A 16,306-nucleotide genomic window follows, 5' to 3' on the forward strand; every position below is an offset into this window, starting at 1 on the left:
ATCATAAGACCCCTGCTGTTTTATTTCCTCAAATTACAAATAACTTGCTGTAAGGTAACTTGTGCAATGCTAATAGTCTCAGCGCATACACCTTCAAGCGCCTCAGCAATGGTCTTATTGGCTTGTTGCATGCCAACATCTTTTAGTTTGCGTGCTGACTTTGTCAAATAAATCAAATTGGATCTGCGATCCTCTTTGTCGTTAACACGGATGACTAGATTTAATTTTTCCAAATTATTAATCAGCCTAGTGATGCTCGGTTTATCTCGGAAAGTTCGTGTGGCTAACTCTTGCTGCGTAAGTCCCTCCTCTTGCCATAAATTGTACAAAATACTCCATTGCTCAGCCGTAATATTGATTCCCACATCTTTTAAATTACGCTGCATTCTACGTGATATGGCAGTAGTCGCTTTTCCCGTTAGAAAATCATAGAATTCTATCTTTCCAATTAAATCTTCATTAAGCATAATAATTAAAGTCTTTTTAGGTTATACTATATCGTACTTTTTAACCAACTGTTACTTATTCCAAAAAAAATTAATGAACTAGAACGCGTTAGTCAAATAGGTTTATATTTATAAATATAAAGTTTTACACGGTATAACAAAAATTAAATTGTTTTTTTTATTATCTTCATGCTATGGAAAAGTTGGTACCCCTATTAATTGCATTAGCAATCTTTGGTTTTAAGTCATATCAAAACTATATGAAAGAACAAGAGGCTGCCTTAAAAAGAAGAAAAGGTATTGCCCCTGATCCTGCGAAAACGAAACAGCAGCCTGCTACGTATAAATCTATTCCGCAAAAAACACCAGCAGTTTCTCCAGCACCATTTTATTCTGAAAAAATTAAAGAAACAAATGAAATCCAACGATTTAAGAAAGAAAGAGAAGAGCATCGTTTGGCAGTAAGCAAAAAAGCTAAAGCGTCAGGCTCTGAACAAAAAGAAAAAACTATCGCGGAAGATTTTGATCTTAGAAAAGCAGTTATTATGTCTGTAATATTGGATAGACCATACAAATAACAACTATTAATCTATATTGAAGCTATCTGCATCTTGCAGAAATGGGAATGATTTTCTGGCTTCTTGAAGATCTCGAGGTTGAATCGTAAATGTATATAAATCCTCATCTTCAGGTTTATAATATACCACATCCCCCAATGGAGAAATACACATTGAGCCTCCAGAGTAATAGATGTCATTGCCATCATGTCCCACTCGATTCACACCAATAACAAATGCTTGGTTTTCAATAGCACGCGCCGGGATCAATGTACGCCAATGAGCCGAACGTTTATCTGGCCAATTGGCAGTATACACCAATAAATCATAAGCTCCACCTACATTTCGAGACCAAACTGGGAAACGGATATCATAACAAATCATAGGACATATATTCCATCCCTTGATATTAACGACAATACGTTCACGCCCTGCTGTAAAGTATTGGTCCTCTCTTGCCATTGCAAACAAATGACGTTTATCGTACTTTACATACGTACCGTCGGGAGACATCCATACAAAACGATTGAAATATTTTCCATTCTCCACAATGATCAATGAACCTGCAACAACACAGTTTAAAGTCTGAGACATATGGAACATCCATTGCATCGTCTTACCATCAGATGTCTCAGCACACTTCTCAACATTGTTGGTAAACCCCGTGTTAAACATCTCCGGTAGGATAATGAGATCCGTTTTTTCTCTCAAATTTGAAAGTTTAAGCGCAAGATTACTCAAGTTTTTTTCTATATTTTCCCAAAAAATATAAGCTTGAAAGATTGTTACTTTTAACGGTTCCATTTTTAGTTGTTTCGTATATTATGATGAACTAAGTCTACAAATTAAGAATTTTTTTACCAAATAAAGATAAAATAGACAAATAATAGCGCTTTCTACTGTTCTCTGATGAGGAGTTGATTTGATAATGTTATTAACGCATTCTTTCTATCATTTGGTATATCGATAGCAGATAATCTTTCAAATGCAAGTTGTGTATAAGATTCTTTCAATTGATCTGCAAGTGATTTTATGCTATATTTTTGATATAATGTCAACATGTCCTTCAATTTCTCTGGATTATCTGCCCAGGTAGAGTTTAATAAGTTTTGTAAGGAGTTTCGATCTTCTTCCTTTATGATTTCCAATAATTTGACCAATAGATAGGTCTTTTTATTGATCAAAATATCGCCACCTACTTGCTTACCAAAAGTTTCTGGATCTCCATAAGCATCTAAAACATCATCTTGAAGTTGAAAAGCAATACCGATATATTCACCAAATTCATAGATCAATTTTTGATCATGAAGACTTGCATCAGCTAAAATTGCACCCATTTGCAATGCTCCTCCTAATAATACAGAGGTTTTCAATCTGATCATTTCAATGTACTCTTCCATGCTGATTGCATCAGCATGTTCATAATCCATATCCATTTGTTGTCCTTCGCAGACCTGCATCGCAACACGATTGAAGGTTTTTAATAGATCTGCAATATAAATTGGGTCGCAATTTGCCAATTCATCATACGCTTTCACTAACAGCCCATCTCCTGAAAGAATGGCTACACTTAAATTCCATTTTTCGTGCACGGTCTGTTTCCCCCTACGTAGCGGTGCCTGATCCATGACATCATCATGTATAAGTGAAAAATTATGGAAGTACTCGATCGATTTTGCAGCAGGTAAGGCATCTGTAATTTCTCGTATACCAAACATTTCAGCAGCCAATAAGGTTAAAGTGGGCCTAATACGTTTACCTCCTAAACTCAAAAAATAACGAATTGGATCGTAAAGATTAGCGGGCTGATTGGGAAATTGACTGTTTTGAATCGAGTCAACGATTAATTTTTGTAAATGCTGCATATTATCTAATCATCATCTCCTTAAGATATGCGAAGATAAGAATTAAAAAAAGAAAGTTTTGAGTTCACTACGATGAAAAGAGTTTAATTATCTAAGTTTGTAAAAAAGCAAGTATTCATGCGCATTTTAATCATCCATACTTTTTATCAAAGCCCTGGTGGTGAAGATACCGTTTTTCAACAGGAGCAAGAATTGCTAGCTGTGGATCATGAGGTATTATCGCTCACTTTTCAAAATAAAAAGGGATGGAAAGGTGCTTTACAAACAATTTTTTCTTTTTGGAATATAGCTGCTTTATATCGTGTAAAAAGAACTTTAGCCGAATTCAATCCTGACTTAGTTCACATCCACAACACCCACTATGCCAGCGGGCCGCTTATTATCAGAACAATTTATAAATTGGGGTTTCCATTGGTGATGACCCTACACAATTTTCGTCTACTTTGTCCCTCTGCTATTCTTTATCACAACAATCAACTCTTCCTTTCGAGTTTGAGTCAAAATTTTCCATGGACGGCTATCAAAAATAAAGTCATGGACAACTCAGCCATCAAAACATTTATTTTGGCTGCAAACTATTGGTTTCATAGAAAAATAGGAACATGGAATAGGGTCGATCGCTATATCACTTTATCGGGTTTTGCAAAAAATATATTCGTTAATTCAACTTTGCCGGTGGAGGCACAGAAATTTGTTGTTAAACCCAATTTCACTTTTCCTATTGAAAGTTCCATATCGCCCACAGAAGATTATTTTATATATATTGGTAGACTGACTGAAGAAAAAGGAATTTTAAACTTATTGGAGGTTTTCTCAAAAACTGATATCAAAATACTGATCATAGGAGATGGTATCTTGAAACAAGAGGTCATCGAAGCTGCTCAAAAAAATACCAATATCCATTATTTAGGCTTTAAATCTCGTGCTGAAATAATACCATTGGTTGAAAAAGCGGAAGCATTAATCGTTCCATCTTTGTGGTTTGAAGGTATGCCTATGACCATACTCGAAGCATTCTCAGTCGGAACTCCAGTTATAGGTAGTGATATCGGAGCATTGAGTGAGTTGATAATCCCCAATAAGACGGGTTTATTATTTAATCCACAAGATGTGGATAATATGTTGGTAACTTTGCAGCAATGGAAAGATTATAGTCAACAAGAAAAATTTAACATTACACAAACAACAAAAGCATTCTATTTTAGTAATTTTACTCCTGAGGAGAATAAAAATAAATTGCTATCTATTTACAAGGAGGCAATTCAAGCTAACACTAAACGATCGTCAACATGAGTATTATAATTTTAGATAAGTTAAATATTGCACCTGCTATTCAAGAAGCGTTAGAAACGGTATATGATCCCGAGCTGAAGCCAGCAAATATTGTTGATCTAGGTTTGGTATATGAAATCATAACGAAAGAAAATGGTATTGCAAAGATAGTGATGACTTTAACCGCACCTGGTTGTCCAGTTGCTGGTCAAATAATGGACGAAGTGCAGCAAAAAGTTGCTGCGGTACCAGGAGTAACTGAAGCTCTTGTAGAATTGACATTCGATCCACCTTGGACGAAAGATATGATGAGCGAAGAAGCAAAATTAGAACTGGGCTTCTTGTAAAAAAAAGCGAATCCAATGGATTCGCTTTTTTTATGGTGTTTGACCAGATTCCAAATCACTTAATCTTTTAATTGCCTTAGGCTTAATTTCATCTTTGCCAAATAATTTTGTCCAGATATTCCGAGATTCTTTTGTCAATAATGGTGATACGATGGAAAGTATCAATACGTATACAACAACAAATGACTGTATAACGGGCAATAAACTTCCCGCCTTTCCAATATTAGCCATAATGATCGAAAACTCTCCCCGTGCGGATAATGTAAATCCAATATCAAACGAAGTTTTATTTTTCATCCCTGAAAATTTGGCTGCAAAATAACCTGATGCCAGGTTGCCACAGATCGTAACAGCTGCTGCTATAGAAGCCCATAATACGGCACCTCCAAGCGAAAGCATATCTATTGATAAACCAAAGCTAAAGAAAAACATCGCTCCAAAGAAATCTTTATAAGGCAAAACCATAGCTTCAATCTTCTTGATATACTGGGAATCCGCTAAAACCAATCCAGCCATCAAGGCACCGATTGCTTCTGCAACATGTATAGTTTCGGAAAAACCAGCCGTAATAAATAGCAATGCAAAAATAACAAGGACAAATAATTCGGACGACTTAACCTGTAATAATTTGTCGATCGCAGGAACCAGCTTCCTTCCTAAAATTAAAAATGTCAAGATAAATCCTAATGCCAATAATGAAGTACCAGCTACAGTCCAAAACGAGCTGCTTCCTGTTAAAATCAATCCCGAAAGGAATGAGATATGCATAGCGATAAACAAATCATCAAACATAATCATCCCCATAATTACCTCTGTTTCAGGATTAGCGGTTCGCTTCAAATCGGTTAATACCTTGGCAACAATAGCTGTTGAAGAACTTGTCATAATTCCACACAGTACCATCATCTCTTTGAAGGGAAGATCCATCATCCACCCGATCAGTAAACCCGATATAAAATTGAGCAGTACATAAACAGTACCTCCTGTGACAATTGATTTTCCAGATTTAATTAAACGACCTACAGAAAACTCAAGACCCAAATAAAAGAGAAGAAATAAAACGCCAAGGCGCCCCATAAAATCTATAAAGGGTTTACTCTCGGTAAATGTAAGATCAATAGTACCAATCTGGGGAGCATGTTGGCCCAACACCATACCTATCAATATAAAAAATGGAATAACAGAAAACTTTAGCTTGTTGGCTATCAAGCCTACAAAAGCAACAAGACCAACGGCAATTCCGATTTCTAAAATAAGTGTGTGTGATGGCATATAAATATATTTTGTTTTGAGTATGTTACACTAATATTTCCTTTAATAACTTAATATTATTCTTCTTCCCTGCGATAACTAAGGTTGTACCTGGACTAATCATATAGTCAGGACCTGGATTAATAACGGTATTTTCACCTAGTATCCCCGCAATAATGGATGCCCCTGTTCGCTGACGTACTTCTAGCTCACCAATTGTTTTGTTAGCACCCTCAAATTTGCCTTCCACTTTATACCATTCAATTCTCAAGTCGTCTAATGCAACTTCAATGGTCTCTAAAGCTTTTGGTTTATAAGATAATCCACCGATAATACCTGCGACCTGTCTAGATTCTTCGTCGCTTAAAGTCATCACACAACGAGATTCACTTTCTTCCTCGTCATAACGATATAATTCTCTTCGACCATCGTCATGTATAACCACGACCATATTGTCTCCAGCTTCAGTTTCAATTTGATATTTTTTCCCAATACCAATAAGATCCGACTCTCTTACAACAGACATATTTTTTTGCTTTATTATAAAACTAATTTTTATTTTATTCGCTGAAAGAAAAAGTTATGATCAAACAGCTTCATACAAACTTAGCTAAAAATTCAATCATATCAGCATTTTACCACCTGTTTAACTGCTAATCATCGGCAAAATGAAACTATAAAACAGCCAGATAAACAAAAAAACTGTTTTATGTTTATAGTAAAATTTTTGTGTTACTTTAGATCTACAATGGTATAACGATCATCTTTTTGTCGTTCAGGTATACCAATTGCCACGGTCTTGGAATGATAAAATAAATAAATCCAACCCTGTGGAGCACCTTCTTTCCAATATTCTTTACGCAACTCCTTTGACAGCCGTCCATCAAAATCGTACTTGGCATTATAATTTTGAAAAATCTCTTGTGGTTCTGGCAAAACGTCACCACCGAAAAAATAGTGCTTACTACCTGTTTCAATATGAAAAGTTTGATGGTATTGTGTATGACCACCACTTAAATTATAGCGTATTTCGTCGTTAACAATCCCATCTCCTTCCACTAACTGCAAATTACCGCTGCGTTGCACTACATCAAAAATTTCTGTTCGATAAGAATTATTAATTCCCGAATAGGCATCTTCCCATTCACCACGCTGTACTATATATTCTGCTTCTGGAAATGCAATACGGCCTACTCCTTCCTCAAAACTGACCATTCCGCCAGCATGATCTTTGTGCAGATGTGACATCAGCACATATTTCACATCCTTTGTTTCATATCCAAGTTTTTTAATGTTTTGATGAAGGAATAGTTCACCGTCAGGATTTGTTTGTCCTAATCCGGTATCACATAAAACAAGTCCGTCATTGGTTTCAATGAGAAAAGGGTGAACATGGATAAACATGGAGGAAGGACGATCTATGGCAAGATGAATAGTCGGATCAAAAGGAATAAATTTTTTCGAAGCATCGACCGAAAATGAGCCTTCGAATAAGGAATGTGCTAGTGCCATCTTTAATTTATTGGAAACTTGCGTGTTATATACCACACCATGATTAGCCTATTGTATTATTAGGTTAGTCAATAGACAAAACGTATATTTACACATAATTACGATGCAAAGATATGCAAAAAAGGTGGGTACTAAAATCTAAAAGTGAAGTCAAAAAAGTTAATCAATTAAGCAATGAACTTGGTATTAATCCAGTATTAGCAGAATTATTAGTCAGTAGAAATATTGAGACTTTTGATGCTTCTAAACATTTTTTTCGACCGTCTTTAGACCAGCTCCACAACCCATTCTTGATGCAAGATATGGAAAAAGCCATTGCACGAATTACTACTGCAATAGGCCAAAATGAAAAGATCTTAATTTATGGCGATTATGATGTGGATGGTACTACAGCTGTAGCTGTGGTGTACAGTTTTTTCAGGGAATTTCACTCGCGTATCGAATTCTATATTCCAGATCGCTATGCTGAGGGTTATGGTATTTCTACACAAGGCATTGATTACGCTGCCGAAAATGGCTTTTCTTTAATTATTGCATTGGATTGTGGTATAAAAGCAAACGATAAGGTTGAATATGCAAATTCAAAAAATATCGATTTTATTATAGGAGATCATCATCTACCTGGTGATGAACTTCCTCCTGCATTTGCGGTATTGGATCCGAAAAGAAAAGATTGCAATTATCCCTACAAAGAATTATCAGGCTGTGGAATAGGCTTTAAACTGATTCAAGCTTTCATCATGAAAAATGATATGTCCTTGGATATCTGTTATCAATATCTGGATTTAGTAGCCGTGAGCATCGCTTCTGATATTGTACCGATCACAGGTGAAAATCGTATTCTGACACATTTTGGATTGATCAAATTAAATACGAATCCGTGCTGTGGATTACAGGCTTTGGTTGATCTTTCCACCAATAAAACAAAGACATTTACTGTCAATGATATAGTCTTCCAGATTGGGCCCCGAATCAATGCTTCTGGAAGAATAGATCATGCAAAAGACGCTGTAAAATTATTGATCTCAAAATCATTGCAAGAAGCGAAGGATTTTAGTATCAATATTGACGATCAAAATAATGTACGTAAGGATTTCGATCTCAGAATAACGGAAGAAGCATTGGCCATTATCGATGACAATGATTCGCTTAAAACTCGAAAATCAACGGTATTATATAAATCAGACTGGCATAAAGGTGTCATTGGGATCGTTGCTTCCAGACTTACAGAAAGATATTACAGACCGACCATTATTCTGACAGAAACCAATGGGCACATTGCTGGGTCATGTCGATCGGTGATCGGCTTTGACTTATATGAGGCTTTAAGTGAATGTAGTGATTTATTGGATCAATTTGGAGGCCATAAATATGCCGCAGGGCTGACCATGCAAATTGAAAACATTAAATTATTTCAAGATCGTTTTGAACAAGTGGTGACTCGACTTATCAAACCTGAAATGTTAACACAAGAAATATTGATCGATACAAAACTCCATCTTCAGGATATCGATGCCAAATTTCACCGTATATTAAGTCAGTTCGAACCCTTCGGACCACAAAATGAAAGTCCCATTTTTTTAAGTCAAAAAGTAAGTCTTATTGGATCGGCCTATCTGGTAGGATCCAATCATTTAAAAATGACTGTTAAACAAGAGCATTCACCTTCGTTTGATTGTATCGGGTTTGGACTTTCTGAACATATTGAAACCATTAATAGTGGCAAACCATTTGATATGTGCTACAGCATAGAAGAAAATGTATGGCGGGGTAAAAAGAATTTACAATTAAATTTAAAAGGAATTCGATATTAAAATATATTTTTAATAATCAGATTGTTATCTTGAGTTAAAATACGACATAAAATGATACTAAGAGCTGAACATCTCATCAAAAAATACAAACAACGTACTGTTGTGAACGATGTTTCTTTCCAAGTAGAGCAAGGCGAAATTGTAGGTCTTTTAGGACCTAATGGAGCAGGAAAGACCACCTCGTTTTATATGATTGTTGGATTGATAAAGCCCAATGAAGGTCATGTATATTTAGATGATCAGGAAATCACGCAGGATGCCATGTACCAACGTGCTCAAAAAGGAATTGGTTATCTTGCCCAAGAAGCTTCTATCTTTAGAAAGCTGTCTGTAGAACACAACATCCTCTCTGTATTGGAAATACACTACCCCAATAAAAAAGAGCGTTTGGAAAAACTGGAAGAACTACTAGCCGAATTTAGTCTTAATCGGGTTCGTAAAAATAGAGGTGATTTATTATCTGGAGGCGAAAGACGTCGTACAGAAATAGCCCGAGCTCTAGCAGCCAATCCTTCTTTCATCCTGTTGGATGAGCCATTTGCGGGTGTGGATCCAATTGCGGTAGAAGAGATTCAAACGATTGTAGCGAAACTCAAAACACGCAATATCGGAATCCTCATCACTGACCATAATGTTCAAGAAACATTGTCCATTACTGACAGAGCTTATTTACTAACAGAAGGAAAAATTATGTTGACAGGTACTCCCGAGGAAATTGCTAGCAATGAAATGGCGCGTAAATTTTATCTGGGACAACATTTTGAACTCCGTCGCAAAAAGTTAAATACTTAAACTTACTCCACTTGATATGGCAATATTAGATTCACTATTAACTTGGTTCATGAAGAAGCGGATTCATCAGATTGAATTATTCATGAAATATCCGCATGATGTACAAGAAGAATGGTTTCAAAGTTTAATATCATCAGCAGAAGCAACAGAGTGGGGCAAAAAATATGATTATAATAGTATTTTAACTCCAGAAGAATTTAAAAACAGAGTTCCTATACAAGATTACAATTCGTTAAAACCTTATATTGATCGTATGATCAAAGGGGAGCAAAATATATTGTGGCCTTCAGATATCAAGTGGTTTGCTAAATCTTCGGGAACAACATCCGACCGGAGTAAATTTATCCCGGTAAGTGAAGAGTGCCTAACTGAATGTCACTTCCAAGGTGGCAAAGATATGTTGACAATTTACTTCAACAATAAGCCAGAGAGCCAAATTTTCAGCGGTAAATCTGTTGTACTCGGAGGTAGTTCACAAATTAATAGTTTTAGTTCAGATTCATATTATGGCGATCTATCTTCCATATTATTAAGAAATCTCCCTTTTTGGGCTGAGTTCAAAAGAACGCCCAATTTAGAAGTAACTTTGCTTCCTGACTTTGAAGAAAAAATAGAAAAGGTTGCGAATATTACCATTCATGAAAATGTCACTAATCTAGCAGGAGTTCCGACTTGGAATATTGTACTGGCAAAGAAAATATTGGAAATTACAGGAAAGAATAATTTACTGGAGGTATGGCCTAACTTAGAATTTTATACGCATGGAGGTGTAAGTTTTAAACCCTACCGTGAACAATTTAAAAAATTGATTCCTTCCGATAAAATGTATTATTTAGAGAATTACAATGCTTCTGAGGGATACTTTGCCTTACAGGACATGTCCGATTCTGAAGAATTACTATTAATGCTTGACTATGGTATCTATTACGAATTTTTACCTATTGAAAATCTATACGACGAAAATCCGCAAACATTAGGCTTGCATGAAGTAGAATTAAATAAAAACTATGCTTTGATTATTTCGACCAACGCTGGTTTATGGCGATATATGATCGGAGATACCATTAAATTTGTCACCCTATCTCCATATCGTATTCAGATAACAGGACGTACAAAGCAATTTATCAATACCTTTGGAGAGGAACTTATCGTAGACAATGCTGAGGATGCTATAAAGAAGGCGAGTGAAATAACCCATGCTATTGTGAAAGATTATACCGCTGGTCCGATTTACTTCAAGGAAGGTGAAGCTGGAGCTCATGAATGGATTATAGAATTTGAACAACAACCTGATAATTTTGAAACCTTCTGCAACATATTGGATGAAACGCTCCGAGAGATTAATTCTGATTATGATGCGAAACGTTATAAAAACATGGCACTACAATTTCCCGTGATTCATAATGCCCCTAATTATACATTCTTTGAATGGATGAAATCAAAAGGAAAACTTGGTGGTCAAAATAAAGTTCCGAGGTTATCCAATAACCGTGATTACTTAGAGCCCCTATTAGCGATAATAAAAAAATAGGAGAAATTTTAGATTTCTCCTATTCATTTGTTGAGTACTTGTCTCTACTGAAAAATTAGGAAGTACTTACGGTTTGATAGCTGTTTTATAAAGGAAAACAAAAAAACCTAAAATAAAATTTAGTGAAAATCCATTTTTTTCCACAGCTGTCTTTTGATCAAACTCTAATTCATCCTCTTCCAATGCATTTCTTTTACTGTTTAATTCTTGCATGGCTTTAATCATTTAGTTTGTTGTTATTAATTAATATCTGTTTAAAAAGTGTGAGCTAACTTAAAGTCTACTGTCTTGGACAGTTAACCATTGTGATTGCGTTAAACCAAATAACATGCCACATTATGATTTCTATGTGAATTCATATAAATTTAATATGGAAGAAATTTTAAATTAAGAAATTGCTATAAAACGATGACAAAAAAGTGATTTGTCTTTCATCCCTAATAAGTTAGTGTCCATAAAAAAAAACGCGAATCCTAAAAAAGAGACAATTTTATCTTATTATAATAAAATATATTGTAATAGAACAAAATAGCTTAAACTGTGTATTTATCCTTCAAATTCATAGTTTTTTTCCTACTTTAGCATACGTAATTTAAATACAATGAGCGCGACAGAAAATTATTCAATTCGCGTAGAGCCCACAAAAGAATCGAGACTCTCGCAAGTAGATTTTAACAATCTAAAATTTGGAAAAATATTATCCGACCACATGTTGGTCGCAAACTATCAAGATGGAGCATGGACAGATGTTAGTATTGTGCCTTATGGCGATATTAATATAAGTCCTTCGATGTCAGCATTACATTATGGTCAAGCTATTTTTGAAGGTATCAAAGCGTACAAATTTCAAGATGGTACCATCAGTATTTTCCGCCCTGACAAAAATTGGGAAAGATTTAACAAGTCTGCAGCACGTTTAGAAATGCCTGAAGTACCCGAAGAAATCTTTTTAGGTGGATTAAAGAAACTACTATCGACTGATAGTAATTGGGTACCTCATGCACCTGGCACCTCTTTATATATTCGTCCTTTTATGTTCGCAACAGAGGCGGCATTGGGCGTACACCCCTCTAATTCATACAAATTTATCATCATTACTAGTCCAGTAGGTGCTTATTATAGTAATCCTTTAAAATTAAAGGTAGAAACACACTATACCCGTGCAGCTGAAGGTGGTGTAGGATTTTCAAAAAATGCAGGTAACTATGCATTATCTCTATATCCAACTCGCTTAGCGAATGATGAAGGTTTTGACCAATTGATGTGGACAGATGCTTCGGAACATCAGTACATCGAGGAAGCTGGTACCGCCAACCTCATCTTCCGTATCGGCGATAGTATCATTACACCGCATGGTGATACGATATTGCATGGAGTGACACGCCGTACTATTATGGAACTCGCAGATAAGTGGGGCTATAAAACAGAACAACGCAGAGTGTCCGTAAAAGAGCTTATCGATGGTATTAAAGCAGGTATTGTGACAGATGCATTTGCAGCTGGAACTGCCGCGACATTAACACCAATTGCTACGATCGGATATGAAGGTGAATTATTTCAATTGCCGCCAGTTGAAGGTCGCGATTTTTCTAAAAAAGTATTAACTTATTTAGATGATCTTCGTTATGGCAGAATTACAGATGAATTTGGTTGGAATATGATTGTAGAATAGAAAATTATTAGATCCAAAAAAAAAAGCGCTATGTTCATACTCTTAACATAGCGCTTTTTTTTATCTATATTTCTTTATCAACAGAGTTATTAACATAATGTGGATAACTCTGTTGATAAATGCAAAAATTAGGATTGAATATAGTCTATAATCTGATTTTTATCTTGCGGATCAAACCAAGTGGTATCTTTATTCTTCTTGAACCAAGTAATTTGTCTCTTCGCATATCTTCTCGAGTTCTGTTTTATTTTGTCAACAGCTTCCTCCCAAGAAATAGTTCCATCTAAAAAAGCAAATATTTCAGCATATCCGACAGTCATTAACGCTGGCTTATGCTGATAAGGAATCAATGATTTCACCTCTTCCAATAATCCTTCTTGTAACATTAAATCGACCCGTTTATTGATACGTTCATATAAATCAGCTCGATCCATATTTAGTCCAATAGTCACAATATGAAATGGACGCTCCGATTTTGTATGATTTAAAAAATTAGAAAACGGTAATCCTGTAGTCTCAAACACTTCCAGAGCACGAATCACACGTTGGACATTTGAAAGATCAACTTGATTATAATAGATCGGATCTACTTCTTTCAAATACTCTTGCAAGGGTACTATACCAGCAGTTTCAAATCTTTTATTTAATTGTTCACGAACTTCCGGCAAAGCTTTCGGTAAATTGTCAAGACCTTCGCATACTGCTTGCACAAATAAACCCGATCCACCGACCATAATGACGATGTCCTTTTTTTCAAACAAGGAAGTAATTTTATCAAGGGCATCTCTTTCAAAATCACCCGCAGAATAATCTGCTTCAATCGTATGAGAGTTAATAAAATGATGGGGAGCTTGACTTAATTCAAATGGCGTTGGTTTAGCTGTCCCAATATTCATCTCCTGATAGAACTGTCTTGAATCTGCCGATATAATTTCAGTATCAAAATGCTGGGCAAGCTGAATCGCCATAGCAGTCTTACCTACTGCTGTAGGACCTACTATTGAGATTAACGTTTTTTTATGCTTTTGCTTACTATTCAACATTAATATTCGTCAAACGAGCCGCCACTCTCTTTTTCAGATTTATCTTCTTCCTCTTCATCATCTCCGTCAAACAAATCAAATTCTTCGTCGTCATCCACACCATATTGTGTTTCATCAACCAAAACTTCTTCCTCCTCATCATCATCTAGCGGATCTGCGACTGGAAAATTGGCTGCTCCTAAAGATTTAGGGGCTGCTCCTACAGTTTTAAATACTACTGGATAAGTTTTACCTTCCTCTTCTTTCAAAATCTTAATCAATTCCACATGAAATTCATAAGGGTGATCAAAATTATAGATGTAATAAAACTTTTGATGAGGATCATCGATAAACTTACTTAAACGAATATTCTCCATTAATAAAACACCCTCTGATACTTTACGGGCAGTTGGTAAAAAAGCAATTTCAGTTCCTTTTTTCCATTGGTCATTACTGACATAAAAGGAAGATGTACGTTCAGCTTCATAAGCAGTTGTCTTATGGATAGCCTCATGTAATTCTAAAAAAGTTTGTTTTGAAAGCATATCGATTTCTCTATACACATCCTCATAATCTTCAAAAGTGATTCTGAATCTATAAATAGCCATTTTTAATATTCGTTTTGTTTGTTAACAAGATGAGTTTCAATATAAATTGAAACAATTAAAATTACTTTTTTTATTTAACAGTTGTATTCAAATCCCATGCCTTTCTAATAGTCAAGCCTAATTCTTCAGCTCTATTGACCATAAAATGATAAGCATCCATTTTGGCATTAGGTATTTCCCCTTCCAAAATTGCTTCTCTAATGGCATTTTTTATTTTTCCAACTTCACGGCCAGGACCTATTCCAAAGACTTCCATAATATCTTCTCCAGAAATCGGGGGCTGCCAATTTCTAATTTGATCGCGCTCTTCCACATCTTTAAGCTTCTGCTTGACCAATTCAAAATTCTGACGATATTTCTTCTTTTTATATTCGTTTTTTGTTGTTACATCTGCATGGCATAATTGCATCAACGCATCGATATCATCACCTGCCTCGAACAACAAACGACGTACTGCCGAATCAGTAACAATATCTTGAGCCAGTACGATCGGTCGTAGGTGTAACAATACGAGCTTTTGTACAAACTTCATTTTTTCATTCAATGGCAGTTTCAGCTCAGCAAATAACTTAGGAACCATTCTTGCTCCTTTGTCCTCATGCCCATGGAATGTCCATCCTAATTTCTTGTCAAATCTCTTTGTAGCAGGCTTTGCTATATCGTGCATGATAGCTGCCCATCTTAACCAAAGATCATCTGTTGTTTCGCACACATTATCCAAAACTTCTAACGTATGGTAAAAATTATCTTTATGTCCCTTACCATCAATAATCTCTACACCATATAAATTTTGCATAGCAGGAAAAACCAATGGTAACAAACCTGTATCAAATAAATATTTAAAACCTATAGAAGGTTTTTTCGATAAAATAATTTTATTGATTTCATCAATAATCCGCTCTTTAGAAATAATACGTATCCGTTCTTTCGTATCAGTAATTGCCCGAACGGCATCCATATCTATTTTAAAATTCAATTGTGTAGCAAAACGAATTGCACGCAACATGCGTAAAGGATCGTCTGAAAAAGTGATAATAGGATCAAGTGGTGTACGAATAGTCCGCAATTCAATATCTCCTACTCCATTGAATGGATCTAACAATTGTCCATAATTTTCTTTATTCAATGAATAAGCCATGGCATTAATTGTAAAGTCACGACGATTTTGATCATCTTCCAAAGTGCCATCTTCAACAATAGGTTTTCTCGAATTGCTGCGATAAGATTCTTTACGGGCACCGACAAATTCGACATTCAATCCTTCAAAAACCAGCATTGCTGTTCCAAAACTTTTATAAACAGCGACTTTCGTTTTTAAAAGATTCCCGAGAGCAGTAGCAAATTCAATTCCACTTCCGATAACAACAATATCCACATCATTATTAAACTGCCGTTGCATGATTCGATCACGCACATAACCGCCAATAACGTAGCATTCCGTGCTCGTTTTTTCGGCTAACTCTTTAATGATTGGGAAAATAGGATGTTGTAAATTATCACTCATAGCATGAATCTAGGTCCTTAAAAAACCACTAGGATGCAAAAGTAAGGAATTTATTATAAAATAGGCATTAGTCTTATGATATAAGCACACAAGACTAATGATATTATTAGCGA

17 protein-coding genes are annotated in these 16,306 nt (G+C 35.5%); 7 read left to right on the top strand and 10 right to left on the bottom strand.

Features of this window, described 5'->3' with window-relative positions:
• Window positions 1–20: 20 nt before the first annotated feature.
• On the bottom strand, window positions 21–467 hold the full coding sequence (locus B3P23_RS00785; RefSeq protein WP_045753307.1) for a MarR family winged helix-turn-helix transcriptional regulator: 447 nt from the start codon (window positions 465–467) through the stop codon (window positions 21–23).
• 173 nt (window positions 468–640) lie between these two features.
• Between B3P23_RS00785 and B3P23_RS00790 the strand changes: the two genes are divergently transcribed.
• Complete coding sequence (locus tag B3P23_RS00790; protein ID WP_293923664.1) at window positions 641–1,024, top strand: hypothetical protein; 384 nt, start codon at window positions 641–643, stop codon at window positions 1,022–1,024.
• Between the two features lie 6 nt (window positions 1,025–1,030).
• Here B3P23_RS00790 and B3P23_RS00795 read toward each other — a convergent pair whose 3' ends face one another.
• Window positions 1,031–1,807, bottom strand: a complete 777-nt coding sequence (locus tag B3P23_RS00795; RefSeq protein ID WP_293923667.1) for an amidohydrolase — start codon at window positions 1,805–1,807, stop codon at window positions 1,031–1,033.
• Between the two features lie 92 nt (window positions 1,808–1,899).
• Entirely contained in the window at window positions 1,900–2,868 is a 969-nt protein-coding gene (locus tag B3P23_RS00800; protein WP_045753304.1) for a polyprenyl synthetase family protein, read from the bottom strand.
• Between the two features lie 117 nt (window positions 2,869–2,985).
• Between B3P23_RS00800 and B3P23_RS00805 the strand changes: the two genes are divergently transcribed.
• Window positions 2,986–4,161: a glycosyltransferase gene (locus tag B3P23_RS00805; RefSeq protein ID WP_293923672.1), complete on the top strand. Its 1,176-nt coding sequence runs from the start codon at window positions 2,986–2,988 to the stop codon at window positions 4,159–4,161.
• Complete coding sequence (locus tag B3P23_RS00810; RefSeq protein WP_045753302.1) at window positions 4,158–4,487, top strand: metal-sulfur cluster assembly factor; 330 nt, start codon at window positions 4,158–4,160, stop codon at window positions 4,485–4,487. The genes B3P23_RS00805 and B3P23_RS00810 overlap by 4 nt, the downstream gene beginning before the upstream one ends.
• A 30-nt stretch (window positions 4,488–4,517) precedes the next feature.
• On the opposite strand, the gene B3P23_RS00815 is transcribed toward B3P23_RS00810, so the two are convergent.
• The 3 genes from B3P23_RS00815 to B3P23_RS00825 all read right to left on the bottom strand — a co-directional run bounded on the left by B3P23_RS00815 (window position 4,518) and on the right by B3P23_RS00825 (window position 7,250).
• Complete coding sequence (locus B3P23_RS00815; protein WP_045753301.1) at window positions 4,518–5,759, bottom strand: cation:proton antiporter; 1,242 nt, start codon at window positions 5,757–5,759, stop codon at window positions 4,518–4,520.
• Window positions 5,760–5,784: 25 nt separating this feature from the next.
• On the bottom strand, window positions 5,785–6,264 hold the full coding sequence (locus B3P23_RS00820) for a cation:proton antiporter regulatory subunit (RefSeq protein ID WP_045753300.1): 480 nt from the start codon (window positions 6,262–6,264) through the stop codon (window positions 5,785–5,787).
• A 206-nt stretch (window positions 6,265–6,470) separates the two neighbouring features.
• A complete protein-coding gene (locus tag B3P23_RS00825; RefSeq protein WP_293923676.1) occupies window positions 6,471–7,250 on the bottom strand; it encodes an MBL fold metallo-hydrolase in 780 nt (259 codons plus the stop codon).
• Between the two features lie 113 nt (window positions 7,251–7,363).
• Between B3P23_RS00825 and recJ the strand changes: the two genes are divergently transcribed.
• The 3 genes from recJ to B3P23_RS00840 are packed head-to-tail and all read left to right on the top strand — an operon-like array spanning window position 7,364 to window position 11,387.
• On the top strand, window positions 7,364–9,064 hold the full coding sequence (gene recJ / locus B3P23_RS00830; protein ID WP_045753298.1) for a single-stranded-DNA-specific exonuclease RecJ: 1,701 nt from the start codon (window positions 7,364–7,366) through the stop codon (window positions 9,062–9,064).
• A gap of 51 nt (window positions 9,065–9,115) precedes the next feature.
• Window positions 9,116–9,856, top strand: a complete 741-nt coding sequence (gene lptB / locus B3P23_RS00835; RefSeq protein WP_045753297.1) for an LPS export ABC transporter ATP-binding protein — start codon at window positions 9,116–9,118, stop codon at window positions 9,854–9,856.
• 16 nt (window positions 9,857–9,872) lie between these two features.
• On the top strand, window positions 9,873–11,387 hold the full coding sequence (locus tag B3P23_RS00840) for a GH3 auxin-responsive promoter family protein (RefSeq protein WP_293923679.1): 1,515 nt from the start codon (window positions 9,873–9,875) through the stop codon (window positions 11,385–11,387).
• 66 nt (window positions 11,388–11,453) lie between these two features.
• Here the strand turns inward: B3P23_RS00840 and B3P23_RS00845 are convergent, their stop codons facing one another.
• Entirely contained in the window at window positions 11,454–11,600 is a 147-nt protein-coding gene (locus B3P23_RS00845) for a hypothetical protein (RefSeq protein ID WP_248755639.1), read from the bottom strand.
• Window positions 11,601–11,988: 388 nt separating this feature from the next.
• Here B3P23_RS00845 and B3P23_RS00850 point away from each other — a divergent pair, with 388 nt between their 5' ends.
• Window positions 11,989–13,059, top strand: a complete 1,071-nt coding sequence (locus B3P23_RS00850; RefSeq protein WP_293923683.1) for a branched-chain amino acid aminotransferase — start codon at window positions 11,989–11,991, stop codon at window positions 13,057–13,059.
• A 128-nt stretch (window positions 13,060–13,187) separates the two neighbouring features.
• Here the strand turns inward: B3P23_RS00850 and miaA are convergent, their stop codons facing one another.
• The 3 genes from miaA to B3P23_RS00865 all read right to left on the bottom strand — a co-directional run bounded on the left by miaA (window position 13,188) and on the right by B3P23_RS00865 (window position 16,193).
• Window positions 13,188–14,102 carry a tRNA (adenosine(37)-N6)-dimethylallyltransferase MiaA gene (gene miaA, locus B3P23_RS00855; RefSeq protein WP_248755637.1) on the bottom strand — a complete coding sequence of 305 codons (915 nt, stop codon included), beginning with the start codon at window positions 14,100–14,102 and terminating at the stop codon, window positions 13,188–13,190.
• Entirely contained in the window at window positions 14,102–14,689 is a 588-nt protein-coding gene (locus B3P23_RS00860) for an IS1096 element passenger TnpR family protein (RefSeq protein ID WP_045752488.1), read from the bottom strand. The genes miaA and B3P23_RS00860 overlap by 1 nt, the downstream gene beginning before the upstream one ends.
• Before the next feature lie 70 nt (window positions 14,690–14,759).
• A complete protein-coding gene (locus B3P23_RS00865) occupies window positions 14,760–16,193 on the bottom strand; it encodes a CCA tRNA nucleotidyltransferase (protein ID WP_293923688.1) in 1,434 nt (477 codons plus the stop codon).
• Window positions 16,194–16,306 lie beyond the last annotated feature (113 nt).

The sequence above is a fragment of the Sphingobacterium sp. UBA6320 genome (assembly GCF_002440335.1).
Classification (GTDB): domain Bacteria; phylum Bacteroidota; class Bacteroidia; order Sphingobacteriales; family Sphingobacteriaceae; genus Sphingobacterium.